The following is a 16,594-nucleotide window of genomic DNA, read 5'->3' on the forward strand; positions in this document are numbered from 1 at the left end:
CCGTTTGTTAAATTGCGCATAACGGTTGGCGGTATAAAATCGTTGTGCATTTTGTAACAAAACCTGTCATCACGCTAAAGTGCTGAATATATGCTATATAGTTCAAACATATCACTGTCCGCACAATGATTTAGGACCAGGTGTTTGTAACAGTTGTTCCTTATAAGTTCTCATGAATAGAGTTTTCAATATCCTGTATATCAAAAGGTTTTTGAAAATACTTTTGAATTAGTCCCGCCTGTAGCGCATCCTGGATTTCTTCCGTTATTTCAAATCCTGTCAAAATATAATACTTCTTTTCAGGGTATTTTTCTTTCGCTATCTTTATGAATTCAATCCCGGTCATTTTAGGCATCTTCATATCACTGATGACGACTTTCACATCCGGATGTTTATCTAACAACTCCAACCCCTCAAACCCACTAGAACCTGAATAGACTTCAAAATTAACGGAGAAATTAATTTCAAACAGCATCACATTCACCTCTTCGTCGTCAACATAGATAATCTTTGCTTTCTTGCTCATGATATATTGGCTTTGGTATTATAACTTTTACTGTAGTTCCTTTTCCTTCTTGCGACTCAAATATAAGTTTTCCTTTGTGCTCCTTAATAATATTGTATGTGATTGACAAACCTAATCCCGTACCTTCTCCGGGAGCTTTGGTTGTAAAGAATGGATCGGTGATATTTTTCAGGTTTTCTTTGGGAATACCCAAACCGGTGTCGGCAATGGCTATTAAGACATCAGATTCATTGTCTTCCGTTTTTATTGTAATTTCGCCTTCTGATTCAATTGACTGGACTGCATTTACTATTATATTTATAAACACTTGATGTAAATGCCCTACATTTCCTTGAATCACTATTTCAGATGCTGAAAAATCTTTTTTGACAGTAATATGTTGTTTTATAAGGTTATTCAACATAGTCAGGGAGTTCTCCAATATCTCATGCACATTACATTTCTCGGTATACGAATCGCTTTTTCTACTGAACTGATTTAATCCATGAACAATAGCAGAGGAACGGTCAATGCCAATCTTCATAGCGTCGATCAATTTCCCTACTTGCTCAGGGTTATCTGAAAACGTATTTTCCCTATAATGGCGCAGCAAACCGACATAAGAACCCATAATATAATTCAAAGGGTTGTTAATTTCATGAGCGACCCCCGCAGTTAATATACCCAATGAAGCCATCTTTTCAGAATGTAACAATTGAGCTTGTGTCTCCCTGAGGTGTTTTATGGCTGTTTCCAGTTCCTCCGTACGAAGTTTGACCATCTTCTCAAGCTGATTCTGGAATTCCTTCAATTCTTTTTCTAAATTTCGACGTTTATTCAGATGCTTTTTTATGAAAAAAAATAAACCTATTGCGGTAATAATTACATAAAACCATCCTTTATATGTTTGGAATTCGCTTAATCTGCTACTTTCATTTATCAGTAAATAGAGTATCTTATCTGAGAATATTATCCACAAACCTCCAATCAGCAGGTATAAAATGGTAATGCTGTATTCAAATCGAAGTAACTTCATATAATGATAAATTTTCCCCAAGGTACAACTATTCTTGCAAATTACATTTTTTATTCATTTGTTATTTTAACACAATTTTTTTTCAGTTGGTGGAAACGGTTGGCGGTATGCGCAGTTGCCGCTTTGGAGCGCTCGCTTGTCGAGTTACTAGAAAGATTGTCGAGTTAACAGAAAGATAGCTAAACGACCCAACATTAGCATCCCTTCGGCCAGGCAATTGTGTATGACTGCTAATTGTGTACATGGCATTTATTTATTTCATCTCTTTTAAAATCTAATCCTTTGTCACTGGAAAATCTTCAAGATCCAATATCATGGAACATATCTCTATGTCAAACCATTCTACAAACATTTTGTATGTTCTATTATCAGGCCATGCTTCTTCGTCGGTATACCAATCATTTAGTTCATTTATAAATATTTTCTCATAGTTTCTTCTGACCCACCTTAAAACCGCTTCAATGTTATCCATTTCTCTCACTAAATAGATATTATTCTCATCCTTAGACGATGTTGGTTTATCTTCAGGAAATACAGAATTCAACCAATCGTAAAAAGGTTTTTTTGGTCTTACTATTATCGCATTTCTATCTATGGAATCATAAAAATACGGTATTGGTTCAAAATCCATAATTGTGATTTTTTTAGTTGCAAGTTTCTTTTTTTGCCTTGAGCCTAACGGTTACGTATATGAAACGTTTGGTATTTCGAAGCGATTTCCTGTCAAGATACAACAAATTTTAATACGAGCTAAAAAGCTCGATAAACCACTGACTGCCAAATGTTTTATATACGATGTGTGCGCCCTGCATGAGCAGAGCGCACCTGCTGCAAGCAACAGTAAAATTTCAAAATTACAAATAATTTTGGTTAAACAATGCTCTAAGCAGGTGTATTTTTCCAGAGGGTGTAAGTCCCTTATGCACGGGGTCGTGCCCGAAGCATTAGCAAGTCGCAAGCTGGTTGTTGGTGACGACAGCAGTGAAGGAAGCGAGACTGCAAAATCCGGTACTGACGAACAGAAACGGTATATGAGGCATAATTGTCCTGGGTAAGCAACCACATCATTGTAACGCCCAAAAGGTAGTTTGTGGACAGATATGTAGATACCGCAGGGATTGGAGGAAGGAAAAAGCTCTTACCGGGGGAGATCTCTAAGCAGTAAAATGTAATGAGAAGTCAGCCGAGGTCATAGTAATTACGGAAAACGAGCCGGCAAGTGATAGAAATCCAGAGAGTCGGAGGTCTCACGAACGTAATGAAGGACTGAACGTTAAGAAGTTTTTAATGCGACATGGATTTTCAGCAATGAAATAGCCTGTAGCAAGCGAAACAGGGCAAGAGAAGATGATTAAATTAGCAAACAAAAACGAAATGGAATTGATCGAGCAAGTGATTAACCGTCACAACATGATGCGTGCATTGCAACAGGTCAGGCAGAACAAAGGTTCGGCAGGAGTTGACCGGATGCCTGTAAGCGAACTATACGACCACCTGACAAAGAACAGGGAAAGTATAGGGCAATCATTGTTAAATGGCACTTACCTGCCACAACCCATTTTGGGGGTAGAGATACCCAAGGGAAATGGGAAGACACGTCTTTTAGGTGTGCCTACCGTGGTTGACCGAATGCTTCAACAAGCCGTAGGGCAAGTTTTAGCCAACCGGTTCGAAATGGAATTTGAGGATTACAGTTATGGATTTCGCCCGAATAAGAATGCCCTGCAAGCGGTACTCAAAGCATTGGAGTATATAAACAATGGTTATCAGGATATAGTAGACATTGACCTGAAGAGCTTCTTTGACGAAGTAGACCACTGCATTTTGCTGCAATTGTTGTATCGCAAGGTAAAATGCCCGCTTACGCTGCGTCTTATCCGCAAATGGCTGCGAGCGCCGATTTTAATCAACGGGAAGTTAGTCAAACGCCGAAAAGGAGTACCACAGGGCAGTCCGCTGAGCCCGATTCTCTCCAATATCATGTTAGATGAATTGGATAAAGAATTAGACAGACGTGGATTAAAGTCTGTCCGCTATGCTGACGACTTTAGCATTTATTGCAAAAGCCAATGGCAAGCCCGCAAAACAGGCAACGAGATCTTTCTCTTTCTAAAGAGTAAACTACACCTGCCTATTAATCGGGAGAAAAGTGGAATCCGTCGCCCCGTAAACTTTTCGCTATTAGGATATGGTTTTGTGCCCACTTACAAAAAGGGGGAAAAAGGCAAATACCAGCTGGTGGTAAGCGGCAAAGGATGGAAAAACCTGAAACTAAAACTCAAAGCCATCACCCGAAAAACCACACCCGCCAGTTTCGATGAGCGTATCCACAAACTGAAAGAAGTACAGCGAGGCTGGCTTCAATACTACCGCATGGCAAGTATCCAGGAAAAACTCAAAGATGTGGATGGGTGGGTGCGTAACCGGTTACGTTGCTGTATCTGGAAACAATGGAAGAAATCCGAACGAAGACGGAAAAACCTGATACGTTTGGGCGTTGACCTTGAACACGCATACAGCCACAGCCGTAGCCGAATGGGTACATGGGCGGTCGCCTGTAGCCCTATTTTGAAAACCACCATCACGGTGGAACGTCTGCAACAACGCGGTTACGAACCTATGTTTACTTATTATCAGAAAATTGCTCCATTTCTTAACGAACCGCTGTATACGTGAACCGTACGTACAGTGGTGTGAGAGGCTCTCCCCGTCAGCCAAGGCTGGCGGGGCAGTCTACTCGATTGGGGGGCTGGGCTTTATTGTTCAAGTCGGTTAATTTCAATCCTTATTTCTTTAATAATTTCAGGATTCATTATCACCTTTTTACCATTTGCTTTAGACGAGAAAATGTAAAATACTTTGCCACCAAATTCCTTTTCAAATTTTTCGTGCGTTTTTTGCTGCAACCCTTTCTCCTTAAAAATTTGGGATAGTTGAATTCCTTGATTTACGGGCTTAATTTGTAAACCAATATACTTTTCTTTAATTTTTATGAAAAAGTCAACATTGTAGAGTCTGTCCCATTTGTCCGGGGCTGGTTCTATTTTGTAACTAAGTTCTTGTTCGAGCTGACCATAAATTGTTTTAATTTCAGTCCAATAGCCATCAAAGGTTCTGTCGATTACGAGTTGAAGCATATAGTCTATACAATCTTGCTCTGTGATTTCTTCAACTTCTGCTGAAATTACTTCTGTGATTTTAATGTAAAGTTTTTTTCCAAGTTCGATAATGTGTTCTTTTGAACGAACATTTGAAAAATAGTATTCTCGCCACTCTTCCAATGTTTTTGGCTCGCATTGTCTTATGCTTTCTGATGTTGGTCCAACATTTCTTTTAAAGTTCAGTTGGAAACGATTCATCGCGCTATTTAAAATCCATTCTTTTGCCATTATTATAAGTTTGCTTCTAAATTGTTTGCTCTATCATTAATTTTTTGTGCTCTACGTCTAAGAGACTGAACATATCTCCTTATCTCATCAGGATTATTTTCAATCCAATAACCTGCTGGATTAGCCGTAGAGCTTTTTATCAAATGTCCGTGTTGTATAGCAAAAGAAATAAGACCACGAGCAGCAACTTGATTTCCTGTAATTGGAAAACCGTGCTGCTGATTCAGTTGGCGTTCAATTGCAAAAGCTGTTTGTGCATGAGCTCGCCCTACTCTAAGTATGGCAATCAAATTATTAATATCATTCTGTGTGTATGCCATTTGAGTAAGATAAAAATTTGTCTTTGTATTTAAAATCAATTTGTGTATCAGGTTCAGCAAAACCTTCTTTTATTAAATGTGCATTCAAAAAAGTTTTATTCTTTAAATATAGGTAACACATTAAATTATTCTGTTCATCATATTTTTTTTCGTCAAATTTCATAAAAACCTTTTGCCCTTTTGTCTTGTCGTAAAGAAACTTTTTGGCAGAACCATTTGAAGTCTTGTTTTCTTTTACCCCAATAAGTCTGACTACAAGGTCGTTATTGAGTTTAACTAACTCAGGACTAATGATTTCTTTTACCGTGTAATAATCTTCTCGTTGCCCACTATTTTTATCGATTTTTGAGCCAAATTGAAGCTTTTTGGGGTCAATCTTTTTATCAAGGTTTTGAAAATCAACGAATCGATAAGGTAAGTTTTTAAACTCCTTTTCTGTGTCAATGTTGATGATATCTTTTAAAAACTCATATGTTGTTCCTGCAATATCAGCTTGGTTTATGTTTAATTTGTTTTTTGCAACTTCAATAAATTCAGGATTAATCTCATAACCAATTGAGTTTCGTTCCAAATTCCTTGCAGCCAAAGAGGTTGTTCCACTACCCATAAATGGGTCTAAAACGGTTTCGCCTTTAAAAGCAAACATTTTTATTAATCTTTTAGGCAACTCTTCTGGAAACATAGCGATGTGTCCATCTTGTTTTGCTCCACCAAAATTCCAATGACCTGCGAAATATTCTTTCCATTCTTCGGTAGTCATTTTAGATTGTTCTTTTATCTCTTTGGATACCTTTGATTTGGAAGTGCCTAATTTTTTAAAAATTAAAATAAACTCATAGTCAATAGAGAGAATTCCATTTCTTGGTGTCGGAAAACTTCCCATTAATGATGCTCCACCAGTTGTATTTGTAGTAGTTTGTTTTTGCCAAATAATAGCTCCCATATAATCAAATCCGATACTCTCACAGAATTTAATTATTTCAGTCCGAATTGGAATAACTTTATAACGTCCATAGTATACAGCCCTTGCAAATTGGTCACCTATATTTACACATAGTCTGCAACCGTTGTCAAGAATCCGGTAACATTCTTTCCAAACAAGATTGAGGTTATTTATATAGGTTTCATAATCTTCGTGATAGCCTATTTGATTCTCTGTTCCATAGTCCTTTAGCTGCCAATAAGGTGGCGAGGTTATGACTAAATGAACAGATTTGTCGGGGACAAGATTCATTTGTCGACTGTCTCCATTTATTATTTTATGTGTCGTCTTCACTTTAAATTTCTTTTTAATTGTTGTTGTCTGCAAAGGTAGTCATAATATAAAGTTTTCTGCTCGATTTCTCGGGTTTCTTAGCCTTGCACCCAACGGTTGGGTATATGAAACGTTTGGCATTTCAAGGCGATTTCCTATCAAACCGTTGCTATGTTTATTAAATGTACCGTCCTTAAAATCAGCACTATCCGCCAAATGTTTTATATACCGTGTGTGCGCCCTGCATGAGCAGAGCGCACCTGCTGCAAGCAACAGTAAAATTTCAAAATTACAAATAATTTTGGTTAAACAATGCTCTAAGCAGGTGTATTTTTCCAGAGGGTGTAAGTCCCTTATGCACGGGGTCGTGCCCGAAGCATTAGCAAGTCGCAAGCTGGTTGTTGGTGACGACAGCAGTGAAGGAAGCGAGACTGCAAAATCCGGTACTGACGAACAGAAACGGTATATGAGGCATAATTGTCTTGGGTAAGCAACCACATCATTGTAACGCCCAAAAGGTAGTTTGTGGACAGATATGTAGATACCGCAGGGATTGGAGGAAGGAAAAAGCTCTTACCGGGGGAGATCTCTAAGCAGTAAAATGTAATGAGAAGTCAGCCGAGGTCATAGTAATTACGGAAAACGAGCCGGCAAGTGATAGAAATCCAGAGAGTCGGAGGTCTCACGAACGTAATGAAGGACTGAACGTTAAGAAGTTTTTAATGCGACATGGATTTTCAGCAATGAAATAGCCTGTAGCAAGCGAAACAGGGCAAGAGAAGATGATTAAAAGAGCAAACAAAAACGAAATGGAATTGATTGAGCAAGTGATTAACCGTCACAACATGATGCGTGCATTGCAACAGGTCAGGCAGAACAAAGGTTCGGCAGGAGTTGATCGAATGCCTGTAAGTGAACTATACGACCACCTGACAAAGAACAGGGAAAGTATAGAGCAATCATTGTTAAACGGCACTTACCTGCCACAACCCATTTTGGGGGTAGAGATACCCAAGGGAAATGGGAAGAGACGTCTTTTAGGTGTGCCCACCGTGGTTGACCGGATGCTTCAACAAGCCGTAGGGCAAGTTTTAGCCAACCGGTTCGAAATGGAATTTGAGGATTACAGTTATGGATTTCGCCCGAATAAGAATGCCCTGCAAGCGGTACTCAAAGCATTGGAGTATATAAACAATGGTTATCAGGATATAGTAGACATTGACCTGAAGAGCTTCTTTGACGAAGTAGACCACTGCATTTTGCTGCAATTGTTGTATCGCAAGGTAAAATGCCCGCTTACGCTGCGTCTTATCCGCAAATGGCTGCGAGCGCCGATTTTAATCAACGGGAAGTTAGTCAAACGCCGAAAAGGAGTACCACAGGGCAGTCCGCTGAGCCCGATTCTCTCCAATATCATGTTAGATGAATTGGATAAAGAATTAGACAGACGTGGATTAAAGTCTGTCCGCTATGCTGACGACTTTAGCATTTATTGCAAAAGCCAATGGCAAGCCCGCAAAACAGGCAACGAGATCTTTCTCTTTCTAAAGAGTAAACTACACCTGCCTATTAATCGGGAGAAAAGTGGAATCCGTCGCCCCGTAAACTTTTCGCTATTAGGATATGGTTTTGTGCCCACTTACAAAAAGGGGGAAAAAGGCAAATACCAGCTGGTGGTAAGCGGCAAAGGATGGAAAAACCTGAAACTAAAACTCAAAGCCATCACCCGAAAAACCACACCCGCCAGTTTCGATGAGCGTATCCACAAACTGAAAGAAGTACAGCGAGGCTGGCTTCAATACTACCGCATGGCAAGTATCCAGGAAAAACTCAAAGATGTGGATGGGTGGGTGCGTAACCGGTTACGTTGCTGTATCTGGAAACAATGGAAGAAATCCGAACGAAGACGGAAAAACCTGATACGTTTGGGCGTTGACCTTGAACACGCATACAGCCACAGCCGTAGCCGAATGGGTACATGGGCGGTCGCCTGTAGCCCTATTTTGAAAACCACCATCACGGTGGAACGTCTGCAACAACGCGGTTACGAACCTATGTTTACTTATTATCAGAAAATTGCTCCATTTCTTAACGAACCGCTGTATACGTGAACCGTACGTACAGTGGTGTGAGAGGCTCTCCCCGTCAGCCAAGGCTGGCGGGGCAGTCTACTCGATTAGGTACTGGCTTTTTTCACTTTATATTCTTCCAAAGTCGCTGCGTTTTCGATTTCCGTTTTTAATAGTTCCATTAATTGTTGCGTATCCTGATGCATTAAGTTATACGCTTCATATTCTACACGTAGATAATCTCCGTGTGCAATATTATTCCTTGCATCAACCAAATCGTTTATAAGACTCCTTTTATGCGCGAAATTCGTTTCGTCAATCCCAATGATAAATAAAATTTCCTCTAATACACTATAACGAAGATTTGATTTAGTTTGGATTACGTTTTTAGTTAGCATATTTGAATTCTTGTCAATTTCGTTGATTAAAAATTCAACCGCTTTGGTGCGTTCTTCTATATTTTTTATTTCCAAATTTCCTAAAGTTTTTGACAATGAGAGTGCAATGAATTGTGGTTTCAGTTCGCTATGCTTAAGATACTTTTTAGCTACAAATTCTAAATATAACTCACACGATTTTTTAACAAATCCCTCCCAATGAGCATACAAAATTGGAACGCAAAATCTCAACGCTGCGCTTTGTTTAGGACTTGGACTACTCGGAATTTGGTCTTTAATAATTTTAAGTTCCTTTCGTCTCCACGCGTAGTCATTACCAACTAAATCAATGAGTTCGTTATATGTATATGGTTTTCTCGCCATTATTTCTCGAAATAAGCTTTTGAGAAAGGAACAAGTTTTGGAATTCTCGTTTTTGCATTTGAACCAGAACCGGACGTCAGGTTATAGGTTTCTTGACTATAAAGCTCTTGAATTTTTGTTTTTATTAAAGTATCATCTTGGGGAAGATTATAGTTGGAAATATTTGGGGATAAACCAACTGCTACTGCCTCAAATGCCGATTCTAAAAACTTCCCTTTGAAATCAATGCCGTTATATTTTTTAAATGATTTTTCTCCCAATATTCTATTTAGTGTTGCAAATGTCAAATCAAAATTTTCTTTAACTTTTTCAAAATCGAATGTGTTGCTATTTAATATGTCTTCATTAATGTCATCAAGAAAGTCGCCTACATCCTTTTTATTGTTGTAATCATATTGAGTTAAGGAGATAAATCGTAAGAGCAACTCCATATGATATTGTTCATCATAAAGCCTGTCTGAAAGTGATAAAGTTTCCAGAAAATCGGAATTTTTTGACAAACCTTCGAACCATAGAAATCTATCACGATTAATCATTAACATTACATTATTTCGAACTTCCTGATTAGAAGCGTTTGAACCTCCAGTATTCAACCTCTGGAAAACCTCGAATTTCGCTCTTTCGTCCGATTCACTTAAAATAATTGTTAAGTTAATTTTTGTTCGTTTTATGGATAGTTTTAATCCAGCTGGCAATTCTTTATCTCCATCTTCCCACTTATAGCCTTCTAAACTTGGAATATATTTTGTTCCTTCCAAAACTAAAGGGTCTGTATCTTTTAGAACTCCAAAAAGTTGTAAAATAGTCGATACTCTTTGCAAGCCGTCAACTAATTCCCAAATTCCATTTTCATCTTGATAAACAAAAACAGAAGGAATAGGTATTCCTAATATAATAGATTCGACAAGTTTAACTTTTTGTCCGTGAGTCCATCTGAAAAGTCTTTGATACTCTGGTCTAATAATGATTTCTTCATTTTCATAAAGGTTTACTAATTCCCCAATAGACATTGCATAGCTTTCAGTTTTAAAACTGGTTCTTTTTTTTTCAATTTCTTCTAATAATTTATCCATTGTTCTTTTTTTTTCAATTTCTTCTAATAATTTATCCATTGTTCTTTTTTTTTAGCTTGTGCCTAACGGTTCGGGGCTTTGCGAAGTGGCGGAAAATCGAAGCGGAAAGTTTCGATTTAGACGGAACGTAGCAAAAGCCAATTTTTATTTGCTAAATTATGAAAAAAAGCCAATAAAATTGGCTTTTGCGGATTAAAATGTACAAACTTTCAATTTAGACGTAGACCCGCCATTTTGCAAAACCCTTGTTATGTGCTGGTGTTCTTGTCGTCCCTTTTAAACTCTTCCATTTCCTTATAAAACTCCATTGCTTTCATTACTGATTTACCACCCGAACCTGCAATCATATTCCTGAACCATTTTTTGTTTAAGTTTTCGGGCTTGTGGTTCTTATATAGCCAATAACTAAGGTAGATAAAAGAACTTGTCAATAATACCTGAAAAACAATATATCCAAATCCGACTTCTTGAGGAAACCATTTATTACTCAAATAAAATGTGGTGTAAAACGGGATTTGAAGACACATAATTTTAGCGTGGTCAATTATGGATAGTTGAAGTCTTGATAATTGTTGTTGAATTTCGATTATGCTACCATTATAGTTAATGTTGTTCGTCCAATTAAGGTGTCTAATATAGTCGGAAAAACCTTTAATGTTAACCACGGTGATTATAGCGACTGAAATGATAAAATAGTTCAAAGCCGAGGAATAGTTAAATATGGCATAAAACAAGGCGTGTCCTAAAATCAAAAGATAAAAGACAAAGGCAACGATTCCTGATGTTTTTAATTTAACCAATGATTTCAAAGAAGATTTAGCTTTGTTGTTTATAGCTTCTTTCAAAAGAAGTTCATTAATTGCCAATGTTTTTTCGATTTTGGCATTTTGTTGTTTCCAAATGTTAATCAGTTCTGTATTTTCCATTTTATTGATTTTTAATTTTAGTAAATTTTTGTTTTAAGCCGTTTTTGATACGGTTTATTTTGGTGGCGACATTAGTTTCAGAAATCCCGATGATTTGAGAAATTTCTTTGTGACTCTTTTCTTCTAAATAAAGCAACATCAATGCTTTATCCAAATCTTTGAGTTGAGAAATCATCTGTTGTAAAATACCTAAATCCGTTTCCTTATCTTCAAAATAGTCATTATCAGGGAAATTGATAATTCCGTCTGTTAACAGATTTGATATTTTTTTTCTGCTAGTTTCTTTCCGATAAAATGATATCGCAACATTTAAAGAAATTCGATACATCCACGTTGAATACTTGAAATTGTCGTCATAATTGTCAAATGATTTCCACAACTGGATAATAATTTCTTGAACGAGGTCTTTTCGGTCTTCAACATTTTTGCAGTAAGAATTTGCTACCTTGTAGATGATACCTTTATTAGTTTGAACAACAGAGAGAAATATGTCGGATTTATCAATTTTGTCCATTCTTGTAATTTGTCAGTGTATCAACGGGATAGTTGATTTGCACTTCATTTTTGTTTGATTTTTTTACACTTTGGTCAGGATAACCATAATAGTGATTTCTCGTGATTGTGATTCCGCATCCTGTTGTCAAGGTCAGTATCGCAATAAATGCAATAGCCAATAATTTGTTATTTCTTTTTCCCATTCGATTAAATAATTAGGTGTTAAACTTTCTACTTTCCTAATTATTCGCACAAAGGGTCAAAATATCACAATCCGTATAAAAAATATTTTTTGCCTGAAGTCAAATGGTCGTTTTGATGTTTGGCACGGTCGGTCTTACACTTGCACATAACGGACGGAGGATTTGCGAGGTTGCGGGGGGGATATCCACTATCCCTTGTAATCTCGCAAATCCTGTGTTCTACGATGTCGCCGTTAGGCGAGGAGTAGAATGCAGGATGTAATCCTCCGTCCGTTCTCCCGACGAGCCGAAGGCGATGTCGGGAGAACGGTACATGTATGAAACGTTGGGGATTGCGGGCTTCGTCACTGTCTGCCGTTGCAAAAGCGTATGCGGGGCAGAACACTTCAAGAAACCACTTAGACCCCAATGTTTTATACATGATGTGTGCGCCCTGCATGAGCAGAGCGCACCTGCTGCAAGCAACAGTAAAATTTCAAAATTACAAATAATTTTGGTTAAACAATGCTCTAAGCAGGTGTATTTTTCCAGGGGGTGCAAGTCCCTTATGCACGGGGTCGTGCCCGAAGCATTAGCAAGTCGCAAGCTGGTTGTTGGTGACGACAGCAGTGAAGGAAGCGAGACTGCAAAATCCGGTACTGACGAACAGAAACGGTATATGAGGCATAATTGTCTTGGGTAAGTAACCACATCATTGTAACGCCCAAAAGGTAGTTTGTGGACAGATATGTAGATACCGCAGGGATTGGAGGAAGGAAAAAGCTCTTACCGGGGGAGATCTCTAAGCAGTAAAATGTAATGAGAAGTCAGCCGAGGTCATAGTAATTACGGAAAACGAGCCGGCAAGTGATAGAAATCCAGAGAGTCGGAGGTCTCACGAACGTAATGAAGGACTGAACGTTAAGAAGTTTTTAATGCGACATGGATTTTCAGCAATGAAATAGCCTGTAGCAAGCGAAACAGGGCAAGAGAAGATGATTAAAAGAGCAAACAAAAACGAAATGGAATTGATTGAGCAAGTGATTAACCGTCACAACATGATGCGTGCATTGCAACAGGTCAGGCAGAACAAAGGTTCGGCAGGAGTTGATCGAATGCCTGTAAGTGAACTATACGACCACCTGACAAAGAACAGGGAAAGTATAGAGCAATCATTGTTAAACGGCACTTACCTGCCACAACCCATTTTGGGGGTAGAGATACCCAAGGGAAATGGGAAGAGACGTCTTTTAGGTGTGCCCACCGTGGTTGACCGGATGCTTCAACAAGCCGTAGGGCAAGTTTTAGCCAACCGGTTCGAAATGGAATTTGAGGATTACAGTTATGGATTTCGCCCGAATAAGAATGCCCTGCAAGCGGTACTCAAAGCATTGGAGTATATAAACAATGGTTATCAGGATATAGTAGACATTGACCTGAAGAGCTTCTTTGACGAAGTAGACCACTGCATTTTGCTGCAATTGTTGTATCGCAAGGTAAAATGCCCGCTTACGCTGCGTCTTATCCGCAAATGGCTGCGAGCGCCGATTTTAATCAACGGGAAGTTAGTCAAACGCCGAAAAGGAGTACCACAGGGCAGTCCGCTGAGCCCGATTCTCTCCAATATCATGTTAGATGAATTGGATAAAGAATTAGACAGACGTGGATTAAAGTCTGTCCGCTATGCTGACGACTTTAGCATTTATTGCAAAAGCCAATGGCAAGCCCGCAAAACAGGCAACGAGATCTTTCTCTTTCTAAAGAGTAAACTACACCTGCCTATTAATCGGGAGAAAAGTGGAATCCGTCGCCCCGTAAACTTTTCGCTATTAGGATATGGTTTTGTGCCCACTTACAAAAAGGGGGAAAAAGGCAAATACCAGCTGGTGGTAAGCGGCAAAGGATGGAAAAACCTGAAACTAAAACTCAAAGCCATCACCCGAAAAACCACACCCGCCAGTTTCGATGAGCGTATCCACAAACTGAAAGAAGTACAGCGAGGCTGGCTTCAATACTACCGCATGGCAAGTATCCAGGAAAAACTCAAAGATGTGGATGGGTGGGTGCGTAACCGGTTACGTTGCTGTATCTGGAAACAATGGAAGAAATCCGAACGAAGACGGAAAAACCTGATACGTTTGGGCGTTGACCTTGAACACGCATACAGCCACAGCCGTAGCCGAATGGGTACATGGGCGGTCGCCTGTAGCCCTATTTTGAAAACCACCATCACGGTGGAACGTCTGCAACAACGCGGTTACGAACCTATGTTTACTTATTATCAGAAAATTGCTCCATTTCTTAACGAACCGCTGTATACGTGAACCGTACGTACAGTGGTGTGAGAGGCTCTCCCCGTCAGCCAAGGCTGGCGGGGCAGTCTACTCGATTGTGTGCAGTTCTATTTTGTTCCGATAGGGTCAATTTTTGTCTCATTAACTTGATGTAGTTTAAGCATCAATTCTTCTTGCTCTTTAGTTAGCTGAATTTTTTTGAGTCTTTCTTTCCAAATTTTGTACAAATCAATAATATTTTGAAAAGAGTTGTCATCCTTAAGGTTTCGACAATCTGCAATTTCAAAAAAGTAGTTTTCCACCGAGTAACAATAAGTTCTTCCTATTGAAGAAAAAGCTATTTCTTCATCAGCAACTCCCTTTGTAAAATAGGTGGCAAAGGCCTCCATAGAGTTTAGAACATCTAACCATAAGACCAAAAACTTCAAACGCTCATTTCGAACTTCTGATACTTTCTTTGCACCTAGTTTTTGATTGAGATATTCAACATTGAAATCACCAATTTCGATTTTCGTTTTTTCTATTTTTTCTTTAATTAAAGAGAAGTCGTATTTCGTCATTTTTGGAATTATACGAACAGAGTAGTCTTTAATTTGTTGTGCTGCCAAGTTTGCCGCATCCCTTTTCGAATTAATAATTAATGTTTTTCTGGTAATAAATAATTGAATTACTCCTGCAATTGCAAGAAGAGTTAGTATAGGGCCACTTAATAGATATAAGTTTTCAACTATACTTTTAGAAGTGTCAAAAAATTCCATTTTATTCCATTTTTTTAATTGCACACAACATCTTAGTGTTTTATTCGCCGTTATAGCCCACCAAAGTTATTGAAAAGAAGTTGATTCACAAATTTTCACAAAGATTAATTTAATATGATATCAATAATGGCAAATAAAACTAGTTGAACGGAACCTATTGCTATGGGAAAAGTATTTATGGGAGGTTGGCGTTTTTGCTTGATTTGTGTTAATAAGTTCCTATAAAAGCTCTTTTTCAAGTACATGATTGTTTTTTAATCTTAGACCGTCCACGTAAATGCATAATTCTCCCTGTATGATTTTGCTCATCATCTATACGAGTTTTGTCATTAAATGGAAAGAACGCTTTTGTTAATTATCAGAATTATCCTGGTTCCATGTGTAAAACATTGCATGCCGGGCTTACCATTAATTTCCCTTTTTTGCACTTTGCGCAAATAATCGGGTCCTTACCGGATATTATTTGTAAAACTTCCATTGCAAGCAGTCCTGTAAGTCTTGAAAAACAGGTTGGGGTGGGCAACAGTGAATAGCATAAATTGAGCTTTGTTTTCCTTTTGCAGATAGCCATGAATCCGAAGTAACGTATTTTGCTAAATCCACATGGAAGGACATGCTGCATGAATCGCCGTATAAACTCCATAGTTTCCAGGGTCATTGTTTTTCTTGCACCTCCTGCCTTGTTCTCCCTATAGCTGAAAGTAACCTTATCATCTTTGTAACCTACCATACGGTGGTTGCTAATTGCCACACGGTGTGTGTAGTTGCCCAGATAACGGACCAGATTATCGGGTGAAGCAAACGGTTTTTCTGCATAAACCACCCATTTTTTAGCGTAGCATTTTGCTTTTATGGTCTGAAAATCGGGTGTATCATCCGGAAGTTTGATCTCCTTCCTGAATACTGACTCCTGCAGTAGCCGACATAAAATACCCCTGAAAACGGTGCTGAGCACTTTTACCGGGACAAAAAACTTTTTAGCACTTGGTACCCATTCCATTCCATCATCGGATACTCCTCCGGCAGGAACAATGGTATGAATATGCGGGTGATAGGTCATTGTTTGACCCCAGGTGTGTAACAGGGCAACAGCTCCGGCCTCTGCACCTAAATAATGCGTGTTTCTGGCACATTGCATCAGTGTTTGTCCGGCTGCTTTGAAGAGCAAGGAATAAGCAATCCTCTGATTGATATAAAACAGTTTGTGCAGACACGCGGGTATTGTGAAAACAATGTGAAAATGTTTTACCGGGGGGAGATCAGCCGCAAGTTTATCCACCCATTGCATCCGTTTTATGTACTGGCATTTGGGACAATTGCGATTACGACACGAGTTATAGGATTGAACCTTGTGACCGCAATGATTGCAACTCAATGTATGCCCGCCAAGTTCTGAAGTACGACAGGCAATAATATCTTCCATTGCTTTTTGCTGTACGGCACAAAGTGTGTTCTCGGTCAGGAAATCGTGTCTCTTATCCCGGAAAATGTCAGCAATCTCTATGATTTGCTTTTTATTCTCCATAATGAT

At 38.7% G+C, this 16,594-nt stretch carries 16 protein-coding genes; 3 read left to right on the forward strand and 13 right to left on the reverse strand.

Annotated elements, in window-relative coordinates; translation table 11 throughout:
- Positions 1 to 160: 160 nt before the first annotated feature.
- The 3 genes from JS578_12405 to JS578_12415 all read right to left on the reverse strand — a co-directional run bounded on the left by JS578_12405 (position 161) and on the right by JS578_12415 (position 2,172).
- Complete coding sequence (locus JS578_12405; GenBank protein ID QRX63641.1) at positions 161 to 526, reverse strand: response regulator; 366 nt, start codon at positions 524 to 526, stop codon at positions 161 to 163.
- On the reverse strand, positions 495 to 1,541 hold the full coding sequence (locus JS578_12410; GenBank protein QRX63642.1) for a GHKL domain-containing protein: 1,047 nt from the start codon (positions 1,539 to 1,541) through the stop codon (positions 495 to 497). The genes JS578_12405 and JS578_12410 overlap by 32 nt, the downstream gene beginning before the upstream one ends.
- 274 nt (positions 1,542 to 1,815) lie before the next feature.
- Entirely contained in the window at positions 1,816 to 2,172 is a 357-nt protein-coding gene (locus JS578_12415) for a hypothetical protein (GenBank protein ID QRX63643.1), read from the reverse strand.
- A 749-nt stretch (positions 2,173 to 2,921) separates the two neighbouring features.
- Here JS578_12415 and ltrA (JS578_12420) point away from each other — a divergent pair.
- On the forward strand, positions 2,922 to 4,217 hold the full coding sequence (gene ltrA, locus JS578_12420) for a group II intron reverse transcriptase/maturase (GenBank protein ID QRX65013.1): 1,296 nt from the start codon (positions 2,922 to 2,924) through the stop codon (positions 4,215 to 4,217).
- 80 nt (positions 4,218 to 4,297) lie between these two features.
- Here the strand turns inward: ltrA (JS578_12420) and JS578_12425 are convergent, their stop codons facing one another.
- Genes JS578_12425 through JS578_12435 form a run of 3 tightly spaced genes read right to left on the reverse strand, consistent with a single transcriptional unit; the run spans position 4,298 to position 6,484 of the window.
- Positions 4,298 to 4,930: an MjaI family restriction endonuclease gene (locus JS578_12425; GenBank protein QRX63644.1), complete on the reverse strand. Its 633-nt coding sequence runs from the start codon at positions 4,928 to 4,930 to the stop codon at positions 4,298 to 4,300.
- A 2-nt stretch (positions 4,931 to 4,932) separates the two neighbouring features.
- On the reverse strand, positions 4,933 to 5,250 hold the full coding sequence (locus JS578_12430; GenBank protein QRX63645.1) for a hypothetical protein: 318 nt from the start codon (positions 5,248 to 5,250) through the stop codon (positions 4,933 to 4,935).
- Positions 5,231 to 6,484, reverse strand: coding sequence for a thermonuclease family protein (locus tag JS578_12435; protein ID QRX65014.1), 1,254 nt, complete (start codon positions 6,482 to 6,484; stop codon positions 5,231 to 5,233). Before JS578_12435 ends, JS578_12430 begins: the two co-directional genes overlap by 20 nt.
- 836 nt (positions 6,485 to 7,320) lie before the next feature.
- On the opposite strand from JS578_12435, the gene ltrA (JS578_12440) reads away from it, so the two are divergent.
- Positions 7,321 to 8,616 carry a group II intron reverse transcriptase/maturase gene (ltrA, locus tag JS578_12440; protein ID QRX65015.1) on the forward strand — a complete coding sequence of 432 codons (1,296 nt, stop codon included), beginning with the start codon at positions 7,321 to 7,323 and terminating at the stop codon, positions 8,614 to 8,616.
- Positions 8,617 to 8,681: 65 nt separating this feature from the next.
- Here ltrA (JS578_12440) and JS578_12445 read toward each other — a convergent pair whose 3' ends face one another.
- The 5 genes from JS578_12445 to JS578_12465 all read right to left on the reverse strand — a co-directional run bounded on the left by JS578_12445 (position 8,682) and on the right by JS578_12465 (position 12,032).
- Entirely contained in the window at positions 8,682 to 9,335 is a 654-nt protein-coding gene (locus tag JS578_12445) for a hypothetical protein (protein ID QRX63646.1), read from the reverse strand.
- Entirely contained in the window at positions 9,335 to 10,447 is a 1,113-nt protein-coding gene (locus tag JS578_12450; GenBank protein QRX63647.1) for a DUF262 domain-containing protein, read from the reverse strand. The genes JS578_12445 and JS578_12450 overlap by 1 nt, the downstream gene beginning before the upstream one ends.
- A gap of 209 nt (positions 10,448 to 10,656) precedes the next feature.
- A complete protein-coding gene (locus JS578_12455; protein ID QRX63648.1) occupies positions 10,657 to 11,334 on the reverse strand; it encodes a hypothetical protein in 678 nt (225 codons plus the stop codon).
- Between the two features lies 1 nt (position 11,335).
- Positions 11,336 to 11,848 (reverse strand): sigma-70 family RNA polymerase sigma factor, encoded by a 513-nt coding sequence (locus JS578_12460; protein ID QRX63649.1) that lies wholly within the window; start codon positions 11,846 to 11,848, stop codon positions 11,336 to 11,338.
- On the reverse strand, positions 11,835 to 12,032 hold the full coding sequence (locus JS578_12465) for a hypothetical protein (protein QRX63650.1): 198 nt from the start codon (positions 12,030 to 12,032) through the stop codon (positions 11,835 to 11,837). Before JS578_12465 ends, JS578_12460 begins: the two co-directional genes overlap by 14 nt.
- Positions 12,033 to 13,039: 1,007 nt before the next feature.
- Here JS578_12465 and ltrA (JS578_12470) point away from each other — a divergent pair.
- Positions 13,040 to 14,335 (forward strand): group II intron reverse transcriptase/maturase, encoded by a 1,296-nt coding sequence (gene ltrA / locus JS578_12470; protein ID QRX65016.1) that lies wholly within the window; start codon positions 13,040 to 13,042, stop codon positions 14,333 to 14,335.
- 77 nt (positions 14,336 to 14,412) lie between these two features.
- Here ltrA (JS578_12470) and JS578_12475 read toward each other — a convergent pair whose 3' ends face one another.
- Both JS578_12475 and JS578_12480 read right to left on the reverse strand, forming a co-directional pair.
- On the reverse strand, positions 14,413 to 15,063 hold the full coding sequence (locus tag JS578_12475; GenBank protein QRX63651.1) for a hypothetical protein: 651 nt from the start codon (positions 15,061 to 15,063) through the stop codon (positions 14,413 to 14,415).
- Between the two features lie 364 nt (positions 15,064 to 15,427).
- Positions 15,428 to 16,588, reverse strand: coding sequence for an IS91 family transposase (locus JS578_12480; protein ID QRX63652.1), 1,161 nt, complete (start codon positions 16,586 to 16,588; stop codon positions 15,428 to 15,430).
- Between the last annotated feature and the right edge of the window lie 6 nt (positions 16,589 to 16,594).

This window comes from Dysgonomonadaceae bacterium zrk40 (assembly GCA_016916535.1).
Taxonomy (GTDB): domain Bacteria; phylum Bacteroidota; class Bacteroidia; order Bacteroidales; family Dysgonomonadaceae; genus Proteiniphilum.